Annotated in this window: 12 protein-coding genes; 9 read left to right on the top strand and 3 right to left on the bottom strand. The window is 39.4% G+C overall.

From position 1 onward, the window contains the following. Positions 1 to 111: 111 nt before the first annotated feature. The 5 genes from AAGF08_RS14720 (at position 112) to AAGF08_RS14700 (ending at position 5,814) form a co-directional block, all read left to right on the top strand. Positions 112 to 753, top strand: coding sequence for a hypothetical protein (locus AAGF08_RS14720; protein ID WP_343512021.1), 642 nt, complete (start codon positions 112 to 114; stop codon positions 751 to 753). A 419-nt stretch (positions 754 to 1,172) separates the two neighbouring features. Further along, complete coding sequence (locus AAGF08_RS14715; protein WP_343512020.1) at positions 1,173 to 2,006, top strand: hypothetical protein; 834 nt, start codon at positions 1,173 to 1,175, stop codon at positions 2,004 to 2,006. Between the two features lie 220 nt (positions 2,007 to 2,226). Continuing rightward, positions 2,227 to 3,954 carry an amidohydrolase gene (locus AAGF08_RS14710; RefSeq protein ID WP_343512019.1) on the top strand — a complete coding sequence of 576 codons (1,728 nt, stop codon included), beginning with the start codon at positions 2,227 to 2,229 and terminating at the stop codon, positions 3,952 to 3,954. Positions 3,955 to 4,436: 482 nt separating this feature from the next. After that, positions 4,437 to 5,330 (top strand): Nif3-like dinuclear metal center hexameric protein, encoded by an 894-nt coding sequence (locus AAGF08_RS14705; RefSeq protein ID WP_343512018.1) that lies wholly within the window; start codon positions 4,437 to 4,439, stop codon positions 5,328 to 5,330. 28 nt (positions 5,331 to 5,358) lie between these two features. After that, complete coding sequence (locus tag AAGF08_RS14700) at positions 5,359 to 5,814, top strand: hypothetical protein (protein WP_343512017.1); 456 nt, start codon at positions 5,359 to 5,361, stop codon at positions 5,812 to 5,814. Positions 5,815 to 6,121: 307 nt separating this feature from the next. On the opposite strand, the gene AAGF08_RS14695 is transcribed toward AAGF08_RS14700, so the two are convergent. Both AAGF08_RS14695 and AAGF08_RS14690 read right to left on the bottom strand, forming a co-directional pair. Then, on the bottom strand, positions 6,122 to 6,715 hold the full coding sequence (locus AAGF08_RS14695; RefSeq protein ID WP_343512015.1) for a gluconate 2-dehydrogenase subunit 3 family protein: 594 nt from the start codon (positions 6,713 to 6,715) through the stop codon (positions 6,122 to 6,124). 4 nt (positions 6,716 to 6,719) lie between these two features. Next, complete coding sequence (locus AAGF08_RS14690) at positions 6,720 to 8,426, bottom strand: GMC family oxidoreductase (RefSeq protein WP_343512014.1); 1,707 nt, start codon at positions 8,424 to 8,426, stop codon at positions 6,720 to 6,722. A 222-nt stretch (positions 8,427 to 8,648) separates the two neighbouring features. On the opposite strand from AAGF08_RS14690, the gene AAGF08_RS14685 reads away from it, so the two are divergent. The 3 genes from AAGF08_RS14685 (at position 8,649) to AAGF08_RS14675 (ending at position 12,341) form a co-directional block, all read left to right on the top strand. Continuing rightward, entirely contained in the window at positions 8,649 to 9,935 is a 1,287-nt protein-coding gene (locus AAGF08_RS14685; RefSeq protein WP_343512013.1) for a M20/M25/M40 family metallo-hydrolase, read from the top strand. 20 nt (positions 9,936 to 9,955) lie between these two features. Continuing rightward, complete coding sequence (locus AAGF08_RS14680) at positions 9,956 to 10,750, top strand: glycoside hydrolase family 25 protein (RefSeq protein ID WP_343512012.1); 795 nt, start codon at positions 9,956 to 9,958, stop codon at positions 10,748 to 10,750. Positions 10,751 to 10,841: 91 nt separating this feature from the next. Then, positions 10,842 to 12,341, top strand: coding sequence for a sulfatase (locus AAGF08_RS14675; protein ID WP_343512011.1), 1,500 nt, complete (start codon positions 10,842 to 10,844; stop codon positions 12,339 to 12,341). A gap of 22 nt (positions 12,342 to 12,363) precedes the next feature. Here AAGF08_RS14675 and AAGF08_RS14670 read toward each other — a convergent pair whose 3' ends face one another. Continuing rightward, positions 12,364 to 14,010, bottom strand: a complete 1,647-nt coding sequence (locus tag AAGF08_RS14670; RefSeq protein WP_343512009.1) for a sulfatase — start codon at positions 14,008 to 14,010, stop codon at positions 12,364 to 12,366. A 380-nt stretch (positions 14,011 to 14,390) separates the two neighbouring features. Here AAGF08_RS14670 and AAGF08_RS14665 point away from each other — a divergent pair, with 380 nt between their 5' ends. After that, positions 14,391 to 15,905 carry a Gfo/Idh/MocA family oxidoreductase gene (locus AAGF08_RS14665; protein WP_343512007.1) on the top strand — a complete coding sequence of 505 codons (1,515 nt, stop codon included), beginning with the start codon at positions 14,391 to 14,393 and terminating at the stop codon, positions 15,903 to 15,905. Positions 15,906 to 15,927: the final 22 nt, after the last annotated feature.

The raw sequence follows: 15,927 nt of genomic DNA, 5'->3' as shown, positions 1-15,927 counted from the left end.
GAAATAGACACAGGCCACGGCAAAAAAAGGGGAATACCTCAAATTATTTCGCTATTAATTAAAAACAAATCGAATTCATAGTAACTTATGTACTTTGAAAAACGACACACCATGAAACAATTAAGCTTTGTAATTCTTTTAGTCTGGGCTTTGAGCTCTTGCCAACCCAAAGAAACTCTTCCAGATACCCTCCCAATGAAAGTGGCTATGGCTTATGGCTTTGATCAAATGGATCAGGTTAATAGTATTGGTTTTACCTGGAACGTACAGCGGGACTCTGTGAATGTGCTTTCCAGATCCTACGTCTGGAATATGAAAGATAAGACAGTAGCCTATTCAGATCCGGATACTACTTATTCTTATAGCTTAATGACAGATTCACTTCCTCCTGAAGACCGAGCTTTTATAAATGATAAATATTGGGCGATGATGCCTTTCCAATTAGGTTGGGACTCTGGATATACTTTTGAGACAGAAGAAGGGGTAAGTACCCCTCTAAAAGGAACTACTTCCACAAAACTAACTATCATTTATAACTCAGGTGACGGCTATACGCCAGGAGATGCTTACGATCTGTACTTAGATGAAAATAATAAGATCCTGGAGTGGACATTCCGAAGAGGAAATGGTGAACAAGGAGCTACTTGGACTTGGGAAAATGAGAAACAAGTAGGGCCGCTGACATTCGCCCAAGACCATATGGGAGCAAATGGAAAGCGCTTTATCTGGATTTCTGGTCTCTCAGTAAATTAATTCCCATTCGAATGAATTCAAGCCGTTTGCTTCTTAGTGAACGGCTTTTTTTTGGACAATTTTTTTCTCAACCCCATAAAAGAGTCCACAAATCAACAGGACAACCTGCACTTTTTTCAATACAAAATAATATTAGGATAGTGATTTTCTCAACGAGATTCTTAATTTAGACACAAAAAAACCAATACCTCTGGAGCCAAAGATATAAATTCAATAGTCCAGAATTTTTTGAGTTTTATCCAGAAATTTTTGGGATATCAATTCAGAAAAATCAAAGAAAGGAATTCTTAAAAAGGACTGAAGTCTTTTTAAAGATCTAATAAAAATAAATTTACCAAAGGTGCATATATCTGTCCAAATCGGCTGAATAGATCACCAAAAGGTTTAGCAATAAACAAGTTGGCAACAATGAAAACAAAATGAAAGTAAAAGCTCAACTGTTAGCTGTAATTTTGACATCTCTACTGTCATTTTCAGTGTTTGCCCAAAATGAAAATGAAATCCTAGAAGACAGTTTATTTAATGTGAGCGAGACAAAAGTTCATTTTGATATGGCCTTTAGTCTAAAATCCCAAAATTATTTCAGGGGTTTGTTACCATCAAAATCGCCTACACTTTCAACAAATGCGGGCGTGATTTGGAAAAACTGGATAGTTGCGATGTATGGTGGTGTAGGTATGGACGGGGTCTATCAGGAAACTGATTTCATTCTGCTTTACAGTCTTCCTCGAATAAATTTTCGTTTAGAGTATTGGTACAACTTTACCCAAGGCATTACAGACATCCAAGAACCTAGTGGACTCTTCGACTTTAATCCCAAAACAACTAGGGGATTATTAGATTTTGCCGTGAATGCGGCATTAGACAAAAAGAAGCATTGGAACATCATGTCTTCGACTTTACTGTTTGGTCGCGACACCAATTTTAAAGAAGAGGAAGTTGACGGGGAAACTACCTTGGTAAGGACAGACCAACGGTATTCCCAGTATTTAGAGCTTGAATATTCATGGTATGCCGAAAATTATAAGTTTCAGGCCTTTTTAGGAGGAAGCTTTAGCTGGACAAATTTTTCTGGACCTCAATTCTATGGTGATCGGCCAGGGATCAATAATATTGGAGCAAGTGCTACCCGGGAATTTGTAATCAATAATCAACTCAAATTACCGGTCAAGGCTAGTGCGACTATGAATCCTCTTGCTGAAAGAGCATACTTGATCATTTCTGTCAATCTTATTCAATTAAGTAAATTGTGAAAAGAATTATCTTATCTGTACTCATCCTGTGCCTTGGTCTTGGGTTAAAAGCTCAATAGGAATCTACAGCAAGAGAAACTGGTAATCTTTATTTGGCTCCACTTCCTTTCATCGAATCAAACCTTACATTTGGATTTGTATTCTTTCTTGAGGGAATAACCGTTATATTCTTAAATAATCCAATGGAAAAGTCAGTTTCTAATTCAATCCATAAATGGTAATGAAAAATCTTTATAAAAAGTCAAAAATGGCACTACTCGTAATGGTCATGCTCGGTGCCTTTTCATGCAAAGAACAACAAGAGGTAGAACAAAATTATACCCTATTTCATGGAGGTACTATCTTGACGGTAGATGAGGCGTTTTCAGAAGTTGAAGCAATGGTGATTAAAGATCAAAAAATTGTTGCAGTGGGAAGTTTTGAGAACCTTAACAACGAGTACGGTCAAAGCGCCAAACTAATTGATCTCGAGGGACGAACCATGCTTCCTGGATTCATTGATGCACATTCGCATGCCGTATCGGGTGCTTTAGCTAATAACTTAATGGATTATATCGGCATGTCTCGTTTCAAAACAACTGAAGAGGTTTTGGAATATCTTAGGCAAAAAGTAAAAGAGACACCGGAAGGCGATTGGATAACCGGCAGAAATTGGGACCCCGCTGTGCAGGATGGGCCAGAAGAATTGACTACGAGCATACTTGATAGCATTTCAACTCAGCATCCCATTTTTATTCTTAATGCTTCAGGCCACTTGGCATATGCCAACTCCAGGGCCTTTGAAGCATCCGGAATAGACTCTACTGTCGAAAATCCAGACGGTGCTGAATTTGTAAAAGACTCCCAAGGAAATTTAAATGGGGTTATGAAGAATATGCTCTCATTTATTCAAGTCATGACAGCTAATCCTAAAATGCAAACTTACGACCCAGTTCCCGCACTTTTAGAGCTATTAGATGAGTGGAGTGCCGAAGGGGTAACTACCTCTTCTGAATTTGCTTTAGGCGCAGCAACCAACTCTCCTGCGGATTTAGAAATCATGCTTGAAGCTGCAAAAAATGAAGCTTTTCACGTGAGATTACGCGCTTACCCCTCCTATATTATAAATGATCAATGGAATGAAATTGGACTCAAAAACAACACTGGCAATGACTTGGCAAAAGTTGTTGGTTTTAAATTAGTTGCCGATGGTTCCAACCAAGGTTTTACAGGACTACAGAGAGAAACATACTGTTGTAGCGCCTCACATATGACCAGTTTTGGAAATGAATATACCAGTGTTGATGACTTATATTCCTATGCCAAGGAAAGAACTGAACAGGGTTTCCAATTGGCCATTCACGGTAACGGAGATAAGGCTATCGATAATATTTTGGCCGTATTACAGCGACTTAAAGATGAAGGCTACGAATTCGAGGGACTAAGGCCAAGAATTGAACATGCTTCCATATTACATGACGACCAAATACGGAAGATGAAGGAATTAGGGGTTACCCCAAGTTTTCTCATTGGGCATGTATATTACTGGGGTACATTTATGAGGGATGAAGTATTTGGTAAAGAAAAGGTGCAATTGCTTGACCGATGTGCGAGCGTGGAGAAAGTAAATATGCCTTTTAGCTTGCATTCAGATTTTATGGTAACCAATACCCTACCATTAGAGATGATAGAAACTGCTGTGACCCGAAGAACCTGGAAAGAGCCTGATTATCAATTGGCACCACAAGAAGCAATTTCGGTAGAATCAGCCATAAAAGCTGTAACTGCCCATGCAGCCTGGCAGTTGATGAGTGAGGACGAAATAGGTAGTTTGGAAGTGGGTAAATATGCTGATATGGTGATTTTAGAAGAAGACCCACGAAAAGTTGAACCGACAAATATCTCAGAGATCAAGGTATTGGAAACTTGGTTCAACGGGAAAAAAGTGTATCAACTAGAAGAAAACTAAAACTGTAGCCAACAATGTATAAGCGGCATTAAAACGACCGCTTATACTAACCGTTAGTAGCAAACTACCCCTTCCAAGCGTAGATTGCATCTACGTTTTTTTATTAAAAAGAATCTGAACCTCTTTACTTCTCTAACAGCTTTTTTTAACCCCCCTAACCCTAGAATATGAACCCTACACCAGAAGTATTCTCAACCTAATCTCAGCTTTTATTGCTACTTATTTGCTACGACTCTTTTACGACTTTTCTACGAGAGAGGTGGTAAAAACCTAGGACGAGAATCGTCGAAAATAAGTATCTTACTGGGACAGGGGAAAATTAGGCATGAAAGCAGGATTAAAATTCATAATTAAGGATGGTTTTATGTTCTATTCTAGAGGGCGAGAAGCATTTTCATAGACTTAATTCACTTTTAAGATCCACTGCAAATCTTTCCCCAAAATAAAAACCCTTCCTTATCTTTAGGTAAATCGATCTAACTATGAAGAAGCCCCAATCCAACCGACGTGATTTCCTTTTAAAAACCTCTGCCATTTTGGGAACTGGTATCTTTCTGAATCCATTGGATCTTTTTGCTGCTTCCAGAGGAGCTGAATACACCGTTGGAGAAATCATGGATCTCTTTATTTCCAAAGTTCCCAATTCGCCTTTCAGCCCTACGGTTGATACGCTGAAATCAGGGAACCGCGATCAGCAAGTCACTGGGATAGTCACCACCATGTTTGCGACTTTGACAGTGATCCGCAAAGCCATTGAGTTGAATGCGAACTTTATCATCGTGCACGAACCCACTTTTTACAATCATTTAGATGAAACTGCCTGGCTGGATGGAGAACCAGTTTACGAATTCAAGAAAAACCTTCTGGAGGAACATGGGATTGCCGTTTGGCGAAATCACGATTATGTCCATAGGCTCCAAATCGATGGGGTACAAAAAGGTGTGGTAGATGAATTGGGTTGGAATGACTATTACCAACAAAACGCCGTATTAAACCTTCCTGAAACAACCTTGAGAAACCTCATCACCCATATCAAAGAAAAGATGGAAGTTCCAGCTTTGAGATATGTGGGAAATCTGGATCAAAAAGCATCCAAAATACTCCTTCTTCCGGGTGCCATTGGAGGTAGAAGACAAATAGAATTGATCATGCAGGAAAAACCTGATGTGTTGATTTGCGGAGAAAGCCCGGAATGGGAAACTCCAGAATATGTCAGAAACGCGAATGAAATGGGCGAGAAATTAGGCTTGATAGTTATCGGTCATTCGGCAAGCGAAGAAGGTGGCTCAGAATTTATGAAATCCTGGATTGAAGAAAACGTCCAAGGAATAGCGGTTTATCACATCCCAAGTAATAACTCTCTGGAAATCATTTAGTACTTTGAAAAAACTGAGTTTTTGTATTATGAATAAATTATTAAGAATAGTGATTACCCTGTTGGCTTTTTTGGGAGCATTCTATTTTTCTAATTGGATTCTAGTGATCCTCGTTTCGGTCACATTTGGAATCGAAACGTTTCCAACCTGGATAAATATTCTCCAATCTATTATAAGCTTTGGGTTAGCTCTCTTTCTCGCTAAAACAGTTTGGAGCAAAAATACCTTCTCTAAGAACTCCTCTCATTCTTTGGGTAAATATGTTCTGACTGGAATGATTTCATTGGGAATTATAGGTTTCTTAATAGGTTTTATTGGGCCACTAATTTTTATGCCTGATGCAAACCAAGGTCCTTTGTTAGGAATTTTTGTAACTGGTCCAGGTGGATTGGTTTTAGGAGCTGTCGGAGGATTAATTTTCGGGATTATCAAAAACCACAAACTAAAAAAAGCTGCCAAGAATGAATCAGGCAGCTTTGAGTAAAATAATTTAAATCCCCGCTGTTCGAGATTTGAAATCTCGAACCTCTATCATAGGATTTCCAATCCGCTTTGTAGAACATCTTGCTGGCAAAACGATCCTGCCTCCGAAAGAAAATTCCGGGCCAGCGCTGGGGAAACCTAATCTATTTTTACCCAGGATTGACCCCGATATCTTTCGGGGCCTGGCTTGCCCGCCGTGGCGGGGCTAATGATATTTGACCCCGACGGGGTCTTAATTTATTCTAATAATTCACTTTAAACACAAATCACTGCTCACTGAGACCTACAATCGGTAGGCAAGCTGCTCATCACAAACTCCAAGTATTCCCTACATCCGAAAGCGGTATACAACCTAAGTATTCACCCGGAATAGGATCATAACTCAGGATGTTTTTTCCTACCTCTTCTGAAGAAAAATAAGCCCACAATGTCATGGATTTCAATTGTCGATAGAATGCTACAGGTTTTTGCTCTCCGACAGCCGTTCCCCAGACACCTGGATTGAATTTGGCAGTTTCTGCCTCAGATTTTTTTAAAACTTCAGATTTGTCTTCTTCACTCAAATCAGCAAAAACAGCCCCATATTCATTCTTGCAGCTCTCGTTAAATTTATCAATTTCAGCCTTTACATAGTCTTGTCCCGCCTTATCATATGTTTTGGCATACATCAGATCCAGGAAAATATCTGCTTTTACATCCAATGCGCCAGGGGTTTCAGTTCGGGGTAAAATAGTATCTACAAAAGATGCCAAAAAGACTGCCTGTTCTTGATTTAAAAGTTGCGGTATCCAATCGACCCTTTTTTGCTCCTTGCATGATTGAAGTAAGGAAAGCAAGGTAGGTGTAGCAACTGCCGACCCTGCAAGCATGGCTGTTCTTCGTAATGCGTCTCTTCTTTTCATAGGATTAAAGATTATTTTTCTTGAGTTCGGATACAGCGAAATTTGCAGCTCTGGCGGTCAATGCCATATAGGTCAAAGAGGGATTTACACAGGAGGAGGATGTCATGCAAGCACCATCTGTAACAAAGACATTTTTAGCTCCATGCACCTGATTATTTCCATTTAAAACAGATGTTTTAGGATCCTTACCCATTCTGGCAGTTCCCATTTCATGGATACCATAGCCCATTTCATGCTCATTATCAAAATCAACAATATCTTTCAAGCCAGCTTTCTCAAGCATTTCTTTGGCATCTTCTCGGATCACTTGGTTCATAGCCAATTCATTTGATCCCCATTCCGCATCGACGCTTAGGGTTGGCTGACCCCACTTATCCAACACATCCTTATTCAAATAAACTTTGTTTTCATGGTTAGGAAGGCATTCAGCAAATCCAGTAATAAAAAACTCCCAAGGCCCTGGCTTCATCAAACTATCTTTAAACTCCCCTCCGAAGTTTTCCTGGTTGGATCCAGCACTCCAGCCTGCTCTTCCTCCACTTCCCTGGAATCCAAACCCTCTTACAAATTTTTCTGTCTTAGTTTGCTCATCCAGGTTGTAATAGCGAGGAATATAAATTCCATTAGGTCTTCTTCCTTTGTAATATTGATCATCAAAGCCGTCCACTTTTCCCATGGCTCCAACTCGATAGGTATGATCCATGAGGTTATGCCCCAACTCGCCGCTGTCATTTCCGAGTCCTTTAGGGAATCGATCTGATGTTGAATTCAACAGGATTTGAGTGCTACTCAAGGTAGAAGCATTACAAAAAATAATTTTGGCTTGGTATTCAATCACCTCGCTGGTTTCTGAATCAATAATTCTAACACCACTAGCTTTACCACTGGCATCATCATATATAATTGACTGTACGATAGAAAAAGGTCTAATTGTCAAATTGCCAGTTGCATTAGCGGCTGGCAAAGTCACCGCATTGCTACTGAAATAAGCTCCATATGGACAACCTCGATCACAACGATTTCTGAATTGACATTTCCCTCTCCCATTCAGTGGCTCCGTGAGGTGGGCAACTCGTCCAATGATCATATTCCGACCATTGTATTCTTTTTCGATGCGCTCCTTGATATGCTTCTCCACACAATTCAACTCCATAGGAGGGAGAAAATGGCTATCCGGTAATTGAGGTAATCCTAAAGCTTCTCCAGAAATCCCGGCAAATTTCTCCACATGCGTATACCATGGAGCAATATCCTTGTAGCGAATTGGCCAATCTACTCCATGACCATCTTTTAGGTTTGCTTCAAAATCCAGATCCGACCAGCGGTAACATTGTTTTCCCCAAAGCAATGATCTGCCTCCCATTTGATGGGCACGTACCCACATGAAAGGTTTTACTTCAGTATATGGATTTTCTACATCATTGGCATGAAAATGTTCATTGTTGGCTCCGATAAAACCTGAGCGAATTCCTTTGGGATGTCTTGCTTTCTGTTCAGGAGTGAGGCTACCCCTTAACTCTGTATCCCAAGGATCCAACGTCATAGTAGGGTAATCCTTGACATGCTCCACAATCCTTCCTCGCTCAAGAACGAGCGTTTTTAGTCCATTTTCACAAAGCTCCTTTGCTGCCCATCCACCGCTGATACCTGAACCAATTACTATGGCATCATAGGTTATTTCTTTTTTTGCGTCAATATTAAAATTGGCCATGATTTGAGATTTATTCGGATAAGTTATGAAAATCTATAAAATTAAAATAGAAGCGTCAGGATTTGTTGGAAACACTATTGTTTAAAACTCATTCTTTGTTCCATTTGATTTCCTAACAAATAGAAACCAAAATTTGAGTAATAGTAACCAGCTTTTACTTTTTAAAAGCTATTTTTTCTTTTCAAATCGCCTTTTCTCCTACATTTGGATTAATTTTCAGACATGAAAAAATATCTATTATTAATTCTATTTACTGGATTGACTTTTACAGTTTTCTCCCAAAAGCTTACAAAAGTCGAAGAACGACTGCTCACTGAAATTGAAAATAACTACGAAGCTACCGTTAGTCTTTTAGAAGAAGTAACCAATATCAATTCCGGTTCTCTCAATTTTGAAGGAGTTGAGTCAGTCTCTAAAGTTTTTGAAAGAGAATTTCAGAAAATTGGATTTGAAACTGAGTGGTACAAGTTGCCGCCAGAAGCAAAAAGAGCTGGGCATTTTATAGCCACACGCAAGGGTACAAAGGGCAAAAAACTTTTCCTTATTGGACATTTAGACACCGTCTTTGAGAAAGATATGCCATTTACTCCTTTCACTTTTTTGAATGATTCGACTGCAACTGGTCAAGGAGTAAATGATATGAAAGGTGGGGATGTCATGATATTTGCAAGCTTAAAAGCGCTGCATGATTTAGGTCTTTTAGAGGATAGGACTATCACTGTGTATTTCACAGGCGATGAGGAGAGTTCTGCTGATGAGGAACTATCTAGAAGAGACTTTATTTCTAGAGCGAAAGAACATGATATTGCATTGGCATATGAAACATCACAAAGCTTTGGAATCACCACAGTAGCCAGAAGAGGAAGTAGTGGATGGACATTGAAAACAACTGGAAGGCAATCACACTCAAGTGGTGTTTTTAGAGAATCAGTAGGTTATGGCGCCATTTACGAAGCAGCTAGAATCTTGACCGAGTTCAGGGAAGAATTGGCAGGTGAACAATATTTAACTTTTAATCCAGGACAGATCATTGGTGGTTCGGATATCAGTTATAATTCCGAAACCGGAAAGGGAGAAGCATTAGGAAAAACAAATATTGTCGCCAGAGAAGCCCTAGTAACAGGAGATCTAAGATTCTTAGGGGAAGAGCAAAAAAATGCAGCAAGAGCAAAAATGCAGGCTATTGTAGATAGAAATCTAAACCAAACCGATGCGGAAATTATCTTTGAAGACGGTTTACCTTCCATGGTTCCAACGGAAGGGAACTATGCTTTGGCAGAGATTCTAAATGAATTAAGTCAGGATATGGGCCTAGGAGAAGTAAAACCAGGAGACCCTGGCAGCAGAGGAGCCGGAGATATTTCTTTTGTAGCAGACTATGTTGATTGTTTGGATGGCCTAGGAGCATCAGGAAGAGGAGCACATGCGCCAGGAGAAACTATCAATATGAAAGAATACCCAGAATTGATAAAAAGAAGTACTTTGTTTCTTTATCGTTTAACTAGATAAACGATTTCTATTCCACCTCTATGCCTCGTAAAAAATCGAGATCAACTCCCTTGGGGTTGATCCTTCTTTTAATACTAGTTACTTCAGGAGCTGGATTTCTGATTTTTACCTCCTGGAATAAGCTCCATATCGTTCCTTCCTATTCAAATAAACCAATATCTGAACATGAAGCTTTAAAATTTGACTATGTTTTCAAAACCCAACCAGAACCCTTACTAGGGGTTGATATTTCACATTATCAAGGTGAAATTTTCTGGGAGAGACTTGAGTATCAAATTAAAGATAGGCCAATTCAGTTTTTTGTTTTTAGGGCTACTATGGGCTATGACCAAGACAAGCTTTTCAACGACCATTGGGAATCATTAGACACCTTAGATATCGTCAAAGGAGCTTATCATTATTATAGGCCAAACGAAAACAGTACCAAACAGGCAGAAAATTTTATCAGGAATGTAACTCTGGAAAAAGGAGATTTAAGGCCTATTTTGGATATCGAAAGAAATTCTACGATTCAGTCTCAAGAACGCCTCCGAACAGGGATTTTGAATTGGTTGCAACTAGTGGAGTCTCACTATGGAGTGAAGCCAATCATTTATACAGGAGATACTTTTAACAGGCATGTTTTGGAAGGAAATGGATTTGAAGATTACCCGCTTTGGGTGGCTAACTACAATCCAGTTAAAGAACCTGAAAGCGACTCTTGGACGATTTGGCAATTTTCTGAAAAAGGAAAAATAAATGGAATTAGCGAAAATGTAGACTTAAATATCCTTCGTGGAGGCTATAAAACATTAGAAAGTTTAATGATTGATTAAAGAAACAGTGAGATCCATTACCCTTCATAAAATGAAAATATGATTGGATAAACTATCAGAAGGTTTTAAATTTCTGAATAGCCCTGTAACTATGAAACATCATTCGCTCTCTTTGTTCCTACTATTTTTCTTTTATTTCTCTGCCAAAAGTCAAGAAAATAAACCAAACATTCTCTTCTTAATTGCGGATGATTGGTCTTTTCCCCATGCTGGAATTTATGGAGATCCTATAGTTAGAACGCCTACTTTTGACAGGCTTGCAGCTGAAGGAGCTTTGTTTACAAATGCTTATACTGCTTCGCCTTCATGTTCTCCTTCAAGAGCGGCCGTATTGTTAGGCCGGTATCCCCACCAAAATGAAGATGGTGGAAATCTTTGGTCTGAATTTCCTGCCCAGTACCCCAGCTATGTTTCTATACTTGAAAAAGCAGGCTACTCCACTGGTTCTACTCGCAAAGGTTGGGGACCTGGAGATTTTAAAGTCAGTGGCCTTGACAATAATCCTGCAGGTAAAAGCTACGAGGATTTCAAAACTTTTTTATCCCAGAAAGAGAAAGACCAGCCTTTTACATTTTGGTTTGGTAGTACGGACCCACACCGAACCTATGTCACCAATACCGGAATTCAGACTGGGATGAGCTTAGAGGATGTTCAAGTTCCAGGTTTTTTCCCAGATAATGACTGTGTAAGAAACGATATACTGGATTACTATTTTGAAATTGAAAGATTCGATAGGGAATGCGGTCAATTGATAAAAATGCTTGAAGAAATCGGTGAATTGGATAATACGATTATTGTGATGACGAGTGACAATGGAATGCCTTTCCCCAGAGCAAAAGCAAACCTCTATGACTACGGAACGCGAATGCCGCTAGTAATTAGATATCCTAAGAAAATTAAACCTGGGACAATAATCAATGACTTTGTCAACTTCGTAGATTTTGCTCCAAGCTTTGTTGAAGCGGCTGGATTGCAACAAGAAACAATGAGTGGACAGTCACTCTGGCCATTATTTGCCGGTGAAAAACAAGATAGGGAACAGGTATATCTAGAGCGAGAGCGGCATGCCAACGTAAGAAAAGGAGATCTCTCTTATCCAATTAGAGCTATTCGGGATCATAAATATTTATATATCCGGAATATGATGCCGGAAAGAAATCCTGCCGGGGACCCAACAGTTCATCAATCTGTCGGTCAATACGGTGATATAGACAACTCCATTACAAAGTTTTTAATAATGAATATGGAAGGGAAGTCTATTGCTGGCCAGCCAGACTATTTCAAATTAGCATTTGAAAAAAGACCGGAAGAGGAGCTTTATGATGTAGTCACAGACCCTTTTCAATTGAATAACCTAGCTAACGATAAGTCTTTTGAGATGGTCAAAATGAGTATGCGCGAAAAACTCCAACAATGGATGGAAAACACCGGCGACTTGAGAGCAAGTGATCCCAGAAGTTTGTATTGGGACAATGTTAGATACACTCCTGATTATCAATTCCAGGATTATGATTTTCTGGAAAAAATAAATGACTATAGAATCGTCCCTCCTTTTGGTAAATACTCTAGGGAAGGTATTCCTTGCCTCTAAGACTAGCTATTAGTATTAATCTTCACTTAACGACAATTGCCTCTTGACTTGGTTCATATCCTATTCTATGCGCCAAAACGTATAATGAATCCCCTGCCGCCCATTCAAATGGTTTTAGATAAACAGTCCAAACATCTGAAGTTGATTTTCTATATCCTATAGAAGCACTTGGTGTGGGAGATCGTAAGGCTACCAACCCATCCTCATATAAAATAATGGCTGGCTCCGTGATGGGAGGAACATCTTTTCCACCCCACCATTCTCTAACCATTTCCATCTCATCTTTTACACCAAGATCTCCATAGTAATTGACCCAATCCAGGTGAGCCTTTCTCATTTCTTCAAGCTTGACATCATATTCAGGGTTACCGGCAAGATTGTTAAATTCCCACGGATCCACTTGTGTATCATAAAGCTCTTCTTTGGGTTTAGTTTCGTCGAACCATCGTTCTTGCTCAGGTGTCAATTTTCCTTGCTCATGTAGTTCCAAAAGGTGAACCATCAAAGGGTTATTTAAGCGATATCGTATATTCTGATAATTTGGTTTATTAATCATATAGTTTCGAATATATTTGAAACGTCCATCACTTACTGCCCTTACCCTATCAACTTCAGAATCCATTCTATCACGAGCTGCATACACGTATTTTCTGGGAGCAGCTTTTTGAACACCCAAAAATGCCTGTCCTTGCATTGCTAGTGGTATTTTAATTCCTGCGAGGGACAATACTGTAGGACCAAAGTCCACAAAACTCACGAGCTCATTGGTTACAGACCCAGGCTCTAAAAAAGGAGCTTTGATCAAAAGTGGAATTTTTAATCCACGATCATAAATCTCACGCTTGAAATAAGGCATTCCGTCTCCATGGTCCGAATAATAAAAAATAATCGTATTCTCATATAAACCGGCATCCTTCAACTCCTGAAGGATTTCTCCTACCTGGGTATCCATTCGCATAACATTGGTTATAAATCTTGCCAAAGTATGCCTTGAAATAGAGTCATCTGGATAAACTGGAGGTACTGTCACAGAATCAGGGTCTACCAAAAGTGGTTCATCTGCCCTTGCCCAAACCTGGGATTCATGAGAAATAGTAAGGTTAAAAATGGAGAAAAATGGTTGATTTGGATCAGGCCTATTTTTCCAATGAGCATTTCTACTACTTTCATCCCACATTGTTTTTGGGGCTACAAACTGATAATCTTCTTTAGAATTATTGGTTGTATAGTAACCTATCATTCGCAGATATTCCGGAAACCCTCTCATCCCGTCGGGAAGAACCGTTGAGTAGGACTTAAAGCCTTCAGGGTAGGCATCCAAAGCATTTGCTGACATCCCAAGGGTTCGCATATTATGTGCGCCGATTGAAGTTTGATAGGCTCCTGTGATAATAGCAGCCCTGCTTGGAGCACAGACACCTGCTGTTGAAAATGCATTGGTATACTTCAAACTTTCTTTTGCAAACTGATCAAGGACCGGAGTTTTACCTCCTGTTCCTCCATAGGCACCCAGATGTTCCGGTGACATATCCTCATTGACAATCCATACAATATTTGGTCTTTCGGGGTATTGGATGTTAGACTCGTTTTCAATTGATCCGGTACAAGAAAAAATCCAGATGCTACCAAGTAGTAAAAAGAAGTTTGATGTTTTTTCTAACGCTTTCATTTATATGAATTAAAGGAACTAAGAATTCAATAAGTTAGGAATTTTGGAAAAGAACCCAACCTAAATGTATAGCTTCTTGGATATTCTTAATCGATGGAAGGTCCAAAACCCTCAGGATAAAACCCGGGTGATGTAGGACATTAATGTTGTGGAAATTTATCTCTATCCTCAATGGGCTTAAACAAAGGAAGTTCAGACACGCCTGAGAGTAAAAAAAGTCAGATTACGGTATACACAGAAATAGATGATGTATCAATGAAGCGGGAGTTGTGGAGAATTATCGAAGAATAGTTTTTGAATAAATGATGGAATCCTAATGGATTTATTTGGGATTCAATACTTAGCACATTAAATTATATTGTTTATTCCAGAAGCTTTCTATGACAAAACCCGAAATAATCAACAGACGAGAATTTATAGGCACAGCTGCAACCATTGCTGCCTCCTTTTCAATAGTACCTTCCAGTGTGATTGCAGGACTGGGAAAAGTCCCTCCATCCGATCAAATCACGGTAGCCAATATTGGTTGCGGAACGCAAGGTCTTCGTGAAATGGGAGGTTTGTTACTAAATCCAAATATCAGAGTCGTATCTGTTTGTGATTCGAATAAATACACAGAAGATTATATCGATTGGTCTCCCTACGGAATAAGGAATGATATCCGAAAAGTCTTAGGAGATGACAGCTGGTGGGAAAATGTCAAAGGAATCCCTGGTGGAAGAGATGTGGGAAAAGCCTATGTTGAAAAATTTTATGCCAAAAATAGTCCCTCAGGAAGCTACAAAGGATGCTCTTCCTATGAAGATTTTCGGGAATTATTTTCCAAAGAAAAAGGAATCGATGTAGTGAAAATAATGACTCCAGATCACACCCATGCATCCATAGCAATTGCTGCAATGAATAACGGCATCAATGTGGTAACGCATAAACCTATCTCCAATAGATTGATCGAAGGTAGAAAAGTTATTGAGAAAGCAAAGTCAACGGGTGCTGTAACTCATCTGCTCGCTTGGTCGGACCGTCCGGAATATCGACAAATGAAAGCCTGGATGGATGAAGGCTTAATAGGAGATCTTAAAGAAATCCATAATTGGTCCTATCGACCGGTTTGGCAGCAATGGACCAAGAGACCCACGGATACTCCTCCTATACCAAAAGGATTCAATTGGGATTTATGGCTTGGGCCTGTTCCAGATATGAGCTATCACCCAAACTATACAAACAATGTCTTTAGAGGTTGGTATGAATTCGGAGGAGGATCAATAGCAGATATGGGTCATTACAGTTTATTCCCATTATTTGAAACATTGGGAATAAATCAATCGCCAATTGCTGCGAAAGCATATGGAACTACAACCAGAGAAGAAATCGATCATGTGTATCACTGGGTAGAAAATGATGTAGCTTTTCCTGCTAGTTGCATGATCAAATGGAATTTTCCAAAGCAGGCAAGTTTACCTGAATTTGATTTGTTCTGGTATGACGGAGGAATGAAACCTTTCGCCCCAAAAGAGCTTGAAATCGATGGAAAGGACACTCCTGAAGAAGGGCTGATGCTAGTTGGTACAAAAGGCAAAATTTTGGGAGGATTTAGAGGTGAAAATCTAGTACTGATTCCTGAAAGTAAAATGAAAGAGAGACCATCCTCCGAAATAATAAATTCCAGAGAAGTAGACAGAAAGACAGACATGTGGGTAGATGCTGTGAAAAACAAACAGCAAACGCCGGGGAGTTTTATTCGGGCTCAAACTATCACAGATACCATTAACCTGGGAGCAATAGCGCTAAGAGCTAAGAAGAGAGTAGAATTTGATGCTATTATTCCAAAAATAACGAATGATGAAGCTGCTAATAATTTCTTGACAAGAACATACCGTAAAGGATGGGAAATTTAATCTATCCTTAATTTCAATATTA

Source organism: Algoriphagus sp. SE2, from assembly GCF_039563885.1.
GTDB lineage: Bacteria > Bacteroidota > Bacteroidia > Cytophagales > Cyclobacteriaceae > Algoriphagus.
Note: the sequence above shows the minus strand (reverse complement) of the source record. Positions and strands in the feature narration are given on the sequence as shown.

Coding starts and splice junctions, on each gene's coding strand:
- AAGF08_RS14720 (WP_343512021.1), top strand. CDS start 112: ATGAAACAATTAAGCTTTGTAATTCTTTTAGTCTGGGCTTTGAGCTCT.
- AAGF08_RS14715 (WP_343512020.1), top strand. CDS start 1,173: ATGAAAGTAAAAGCTCAACTGTTAGCTGTAATTTTGACATCTCTACTG.
- AAGF08_RS14710 (WP_343512019.1), top strand. CDS start 2,227: ATGAAAAATCTTTATAAAAAGTCAAAAATGGCACTACTCGTAATGGTC.
- AAGF08_RS14705 (WP_343512018.1), top strand. CDS start 4,437: ATGAAGAAGCCCCAATCCAACCGACGTGATTTCCTTTTAAAAACCTCT.
- AAGF08_RS14700 (WP_343512017.1), top strand. CDS start 5,359: ATGAATAAATTATTAAGAATAGTGATTACCCTGTTGGCTTTTTTGGGA.
- AAGF08_RS14695 (WP_343512015.1), bottom strand. CDS start 6,715: ATGAAAAGAAGAGACGCATTACGAAGAACAGCCATGCTTGCAGGGTCG.
- AAGF08_RS14690 (WP_343512014.1), bottom strand. CDS start 8,426: ATGGCCAATTTTAATATTGACGCAAAAAAAGAAATAACCTATGATGCC.
- AAGF08_RS14685 (WP_343512013.1), top strand. CDS start 8,649: ATGAAAAAATATCTATTATTAATTCTATTTACTGGATTGACTTTTACA.
- AAGF08_RS14680 (WP_343512012.1), top strand. CDS start 9,956: ATGCCTCGTAAAAAATCGAGATCAACTCCCTTGGGGTTGATCCTTCTT.
- AAGF08_RS14675 (WP_343512011.1), top strand. CDS start 10,842: ATGAAACATCATTCGCTCTCTTTGTTCCTACTATTTTTCTTTTATTTC.
- AAGF08_RS14670 (WP_343512009.1), bottom strand. CDS start 14,010: ATGAAAGCGTTAGAAAAAACATCAAACTTCTTTTTACTACTTGGTAGC.
- AAGF08_RS14665 (WP_343512007.1), top strand. CDS start 14,391: ATGACAAAACCCGAAATAATCAACAGACGAGAATTTATAGGCACAGCT.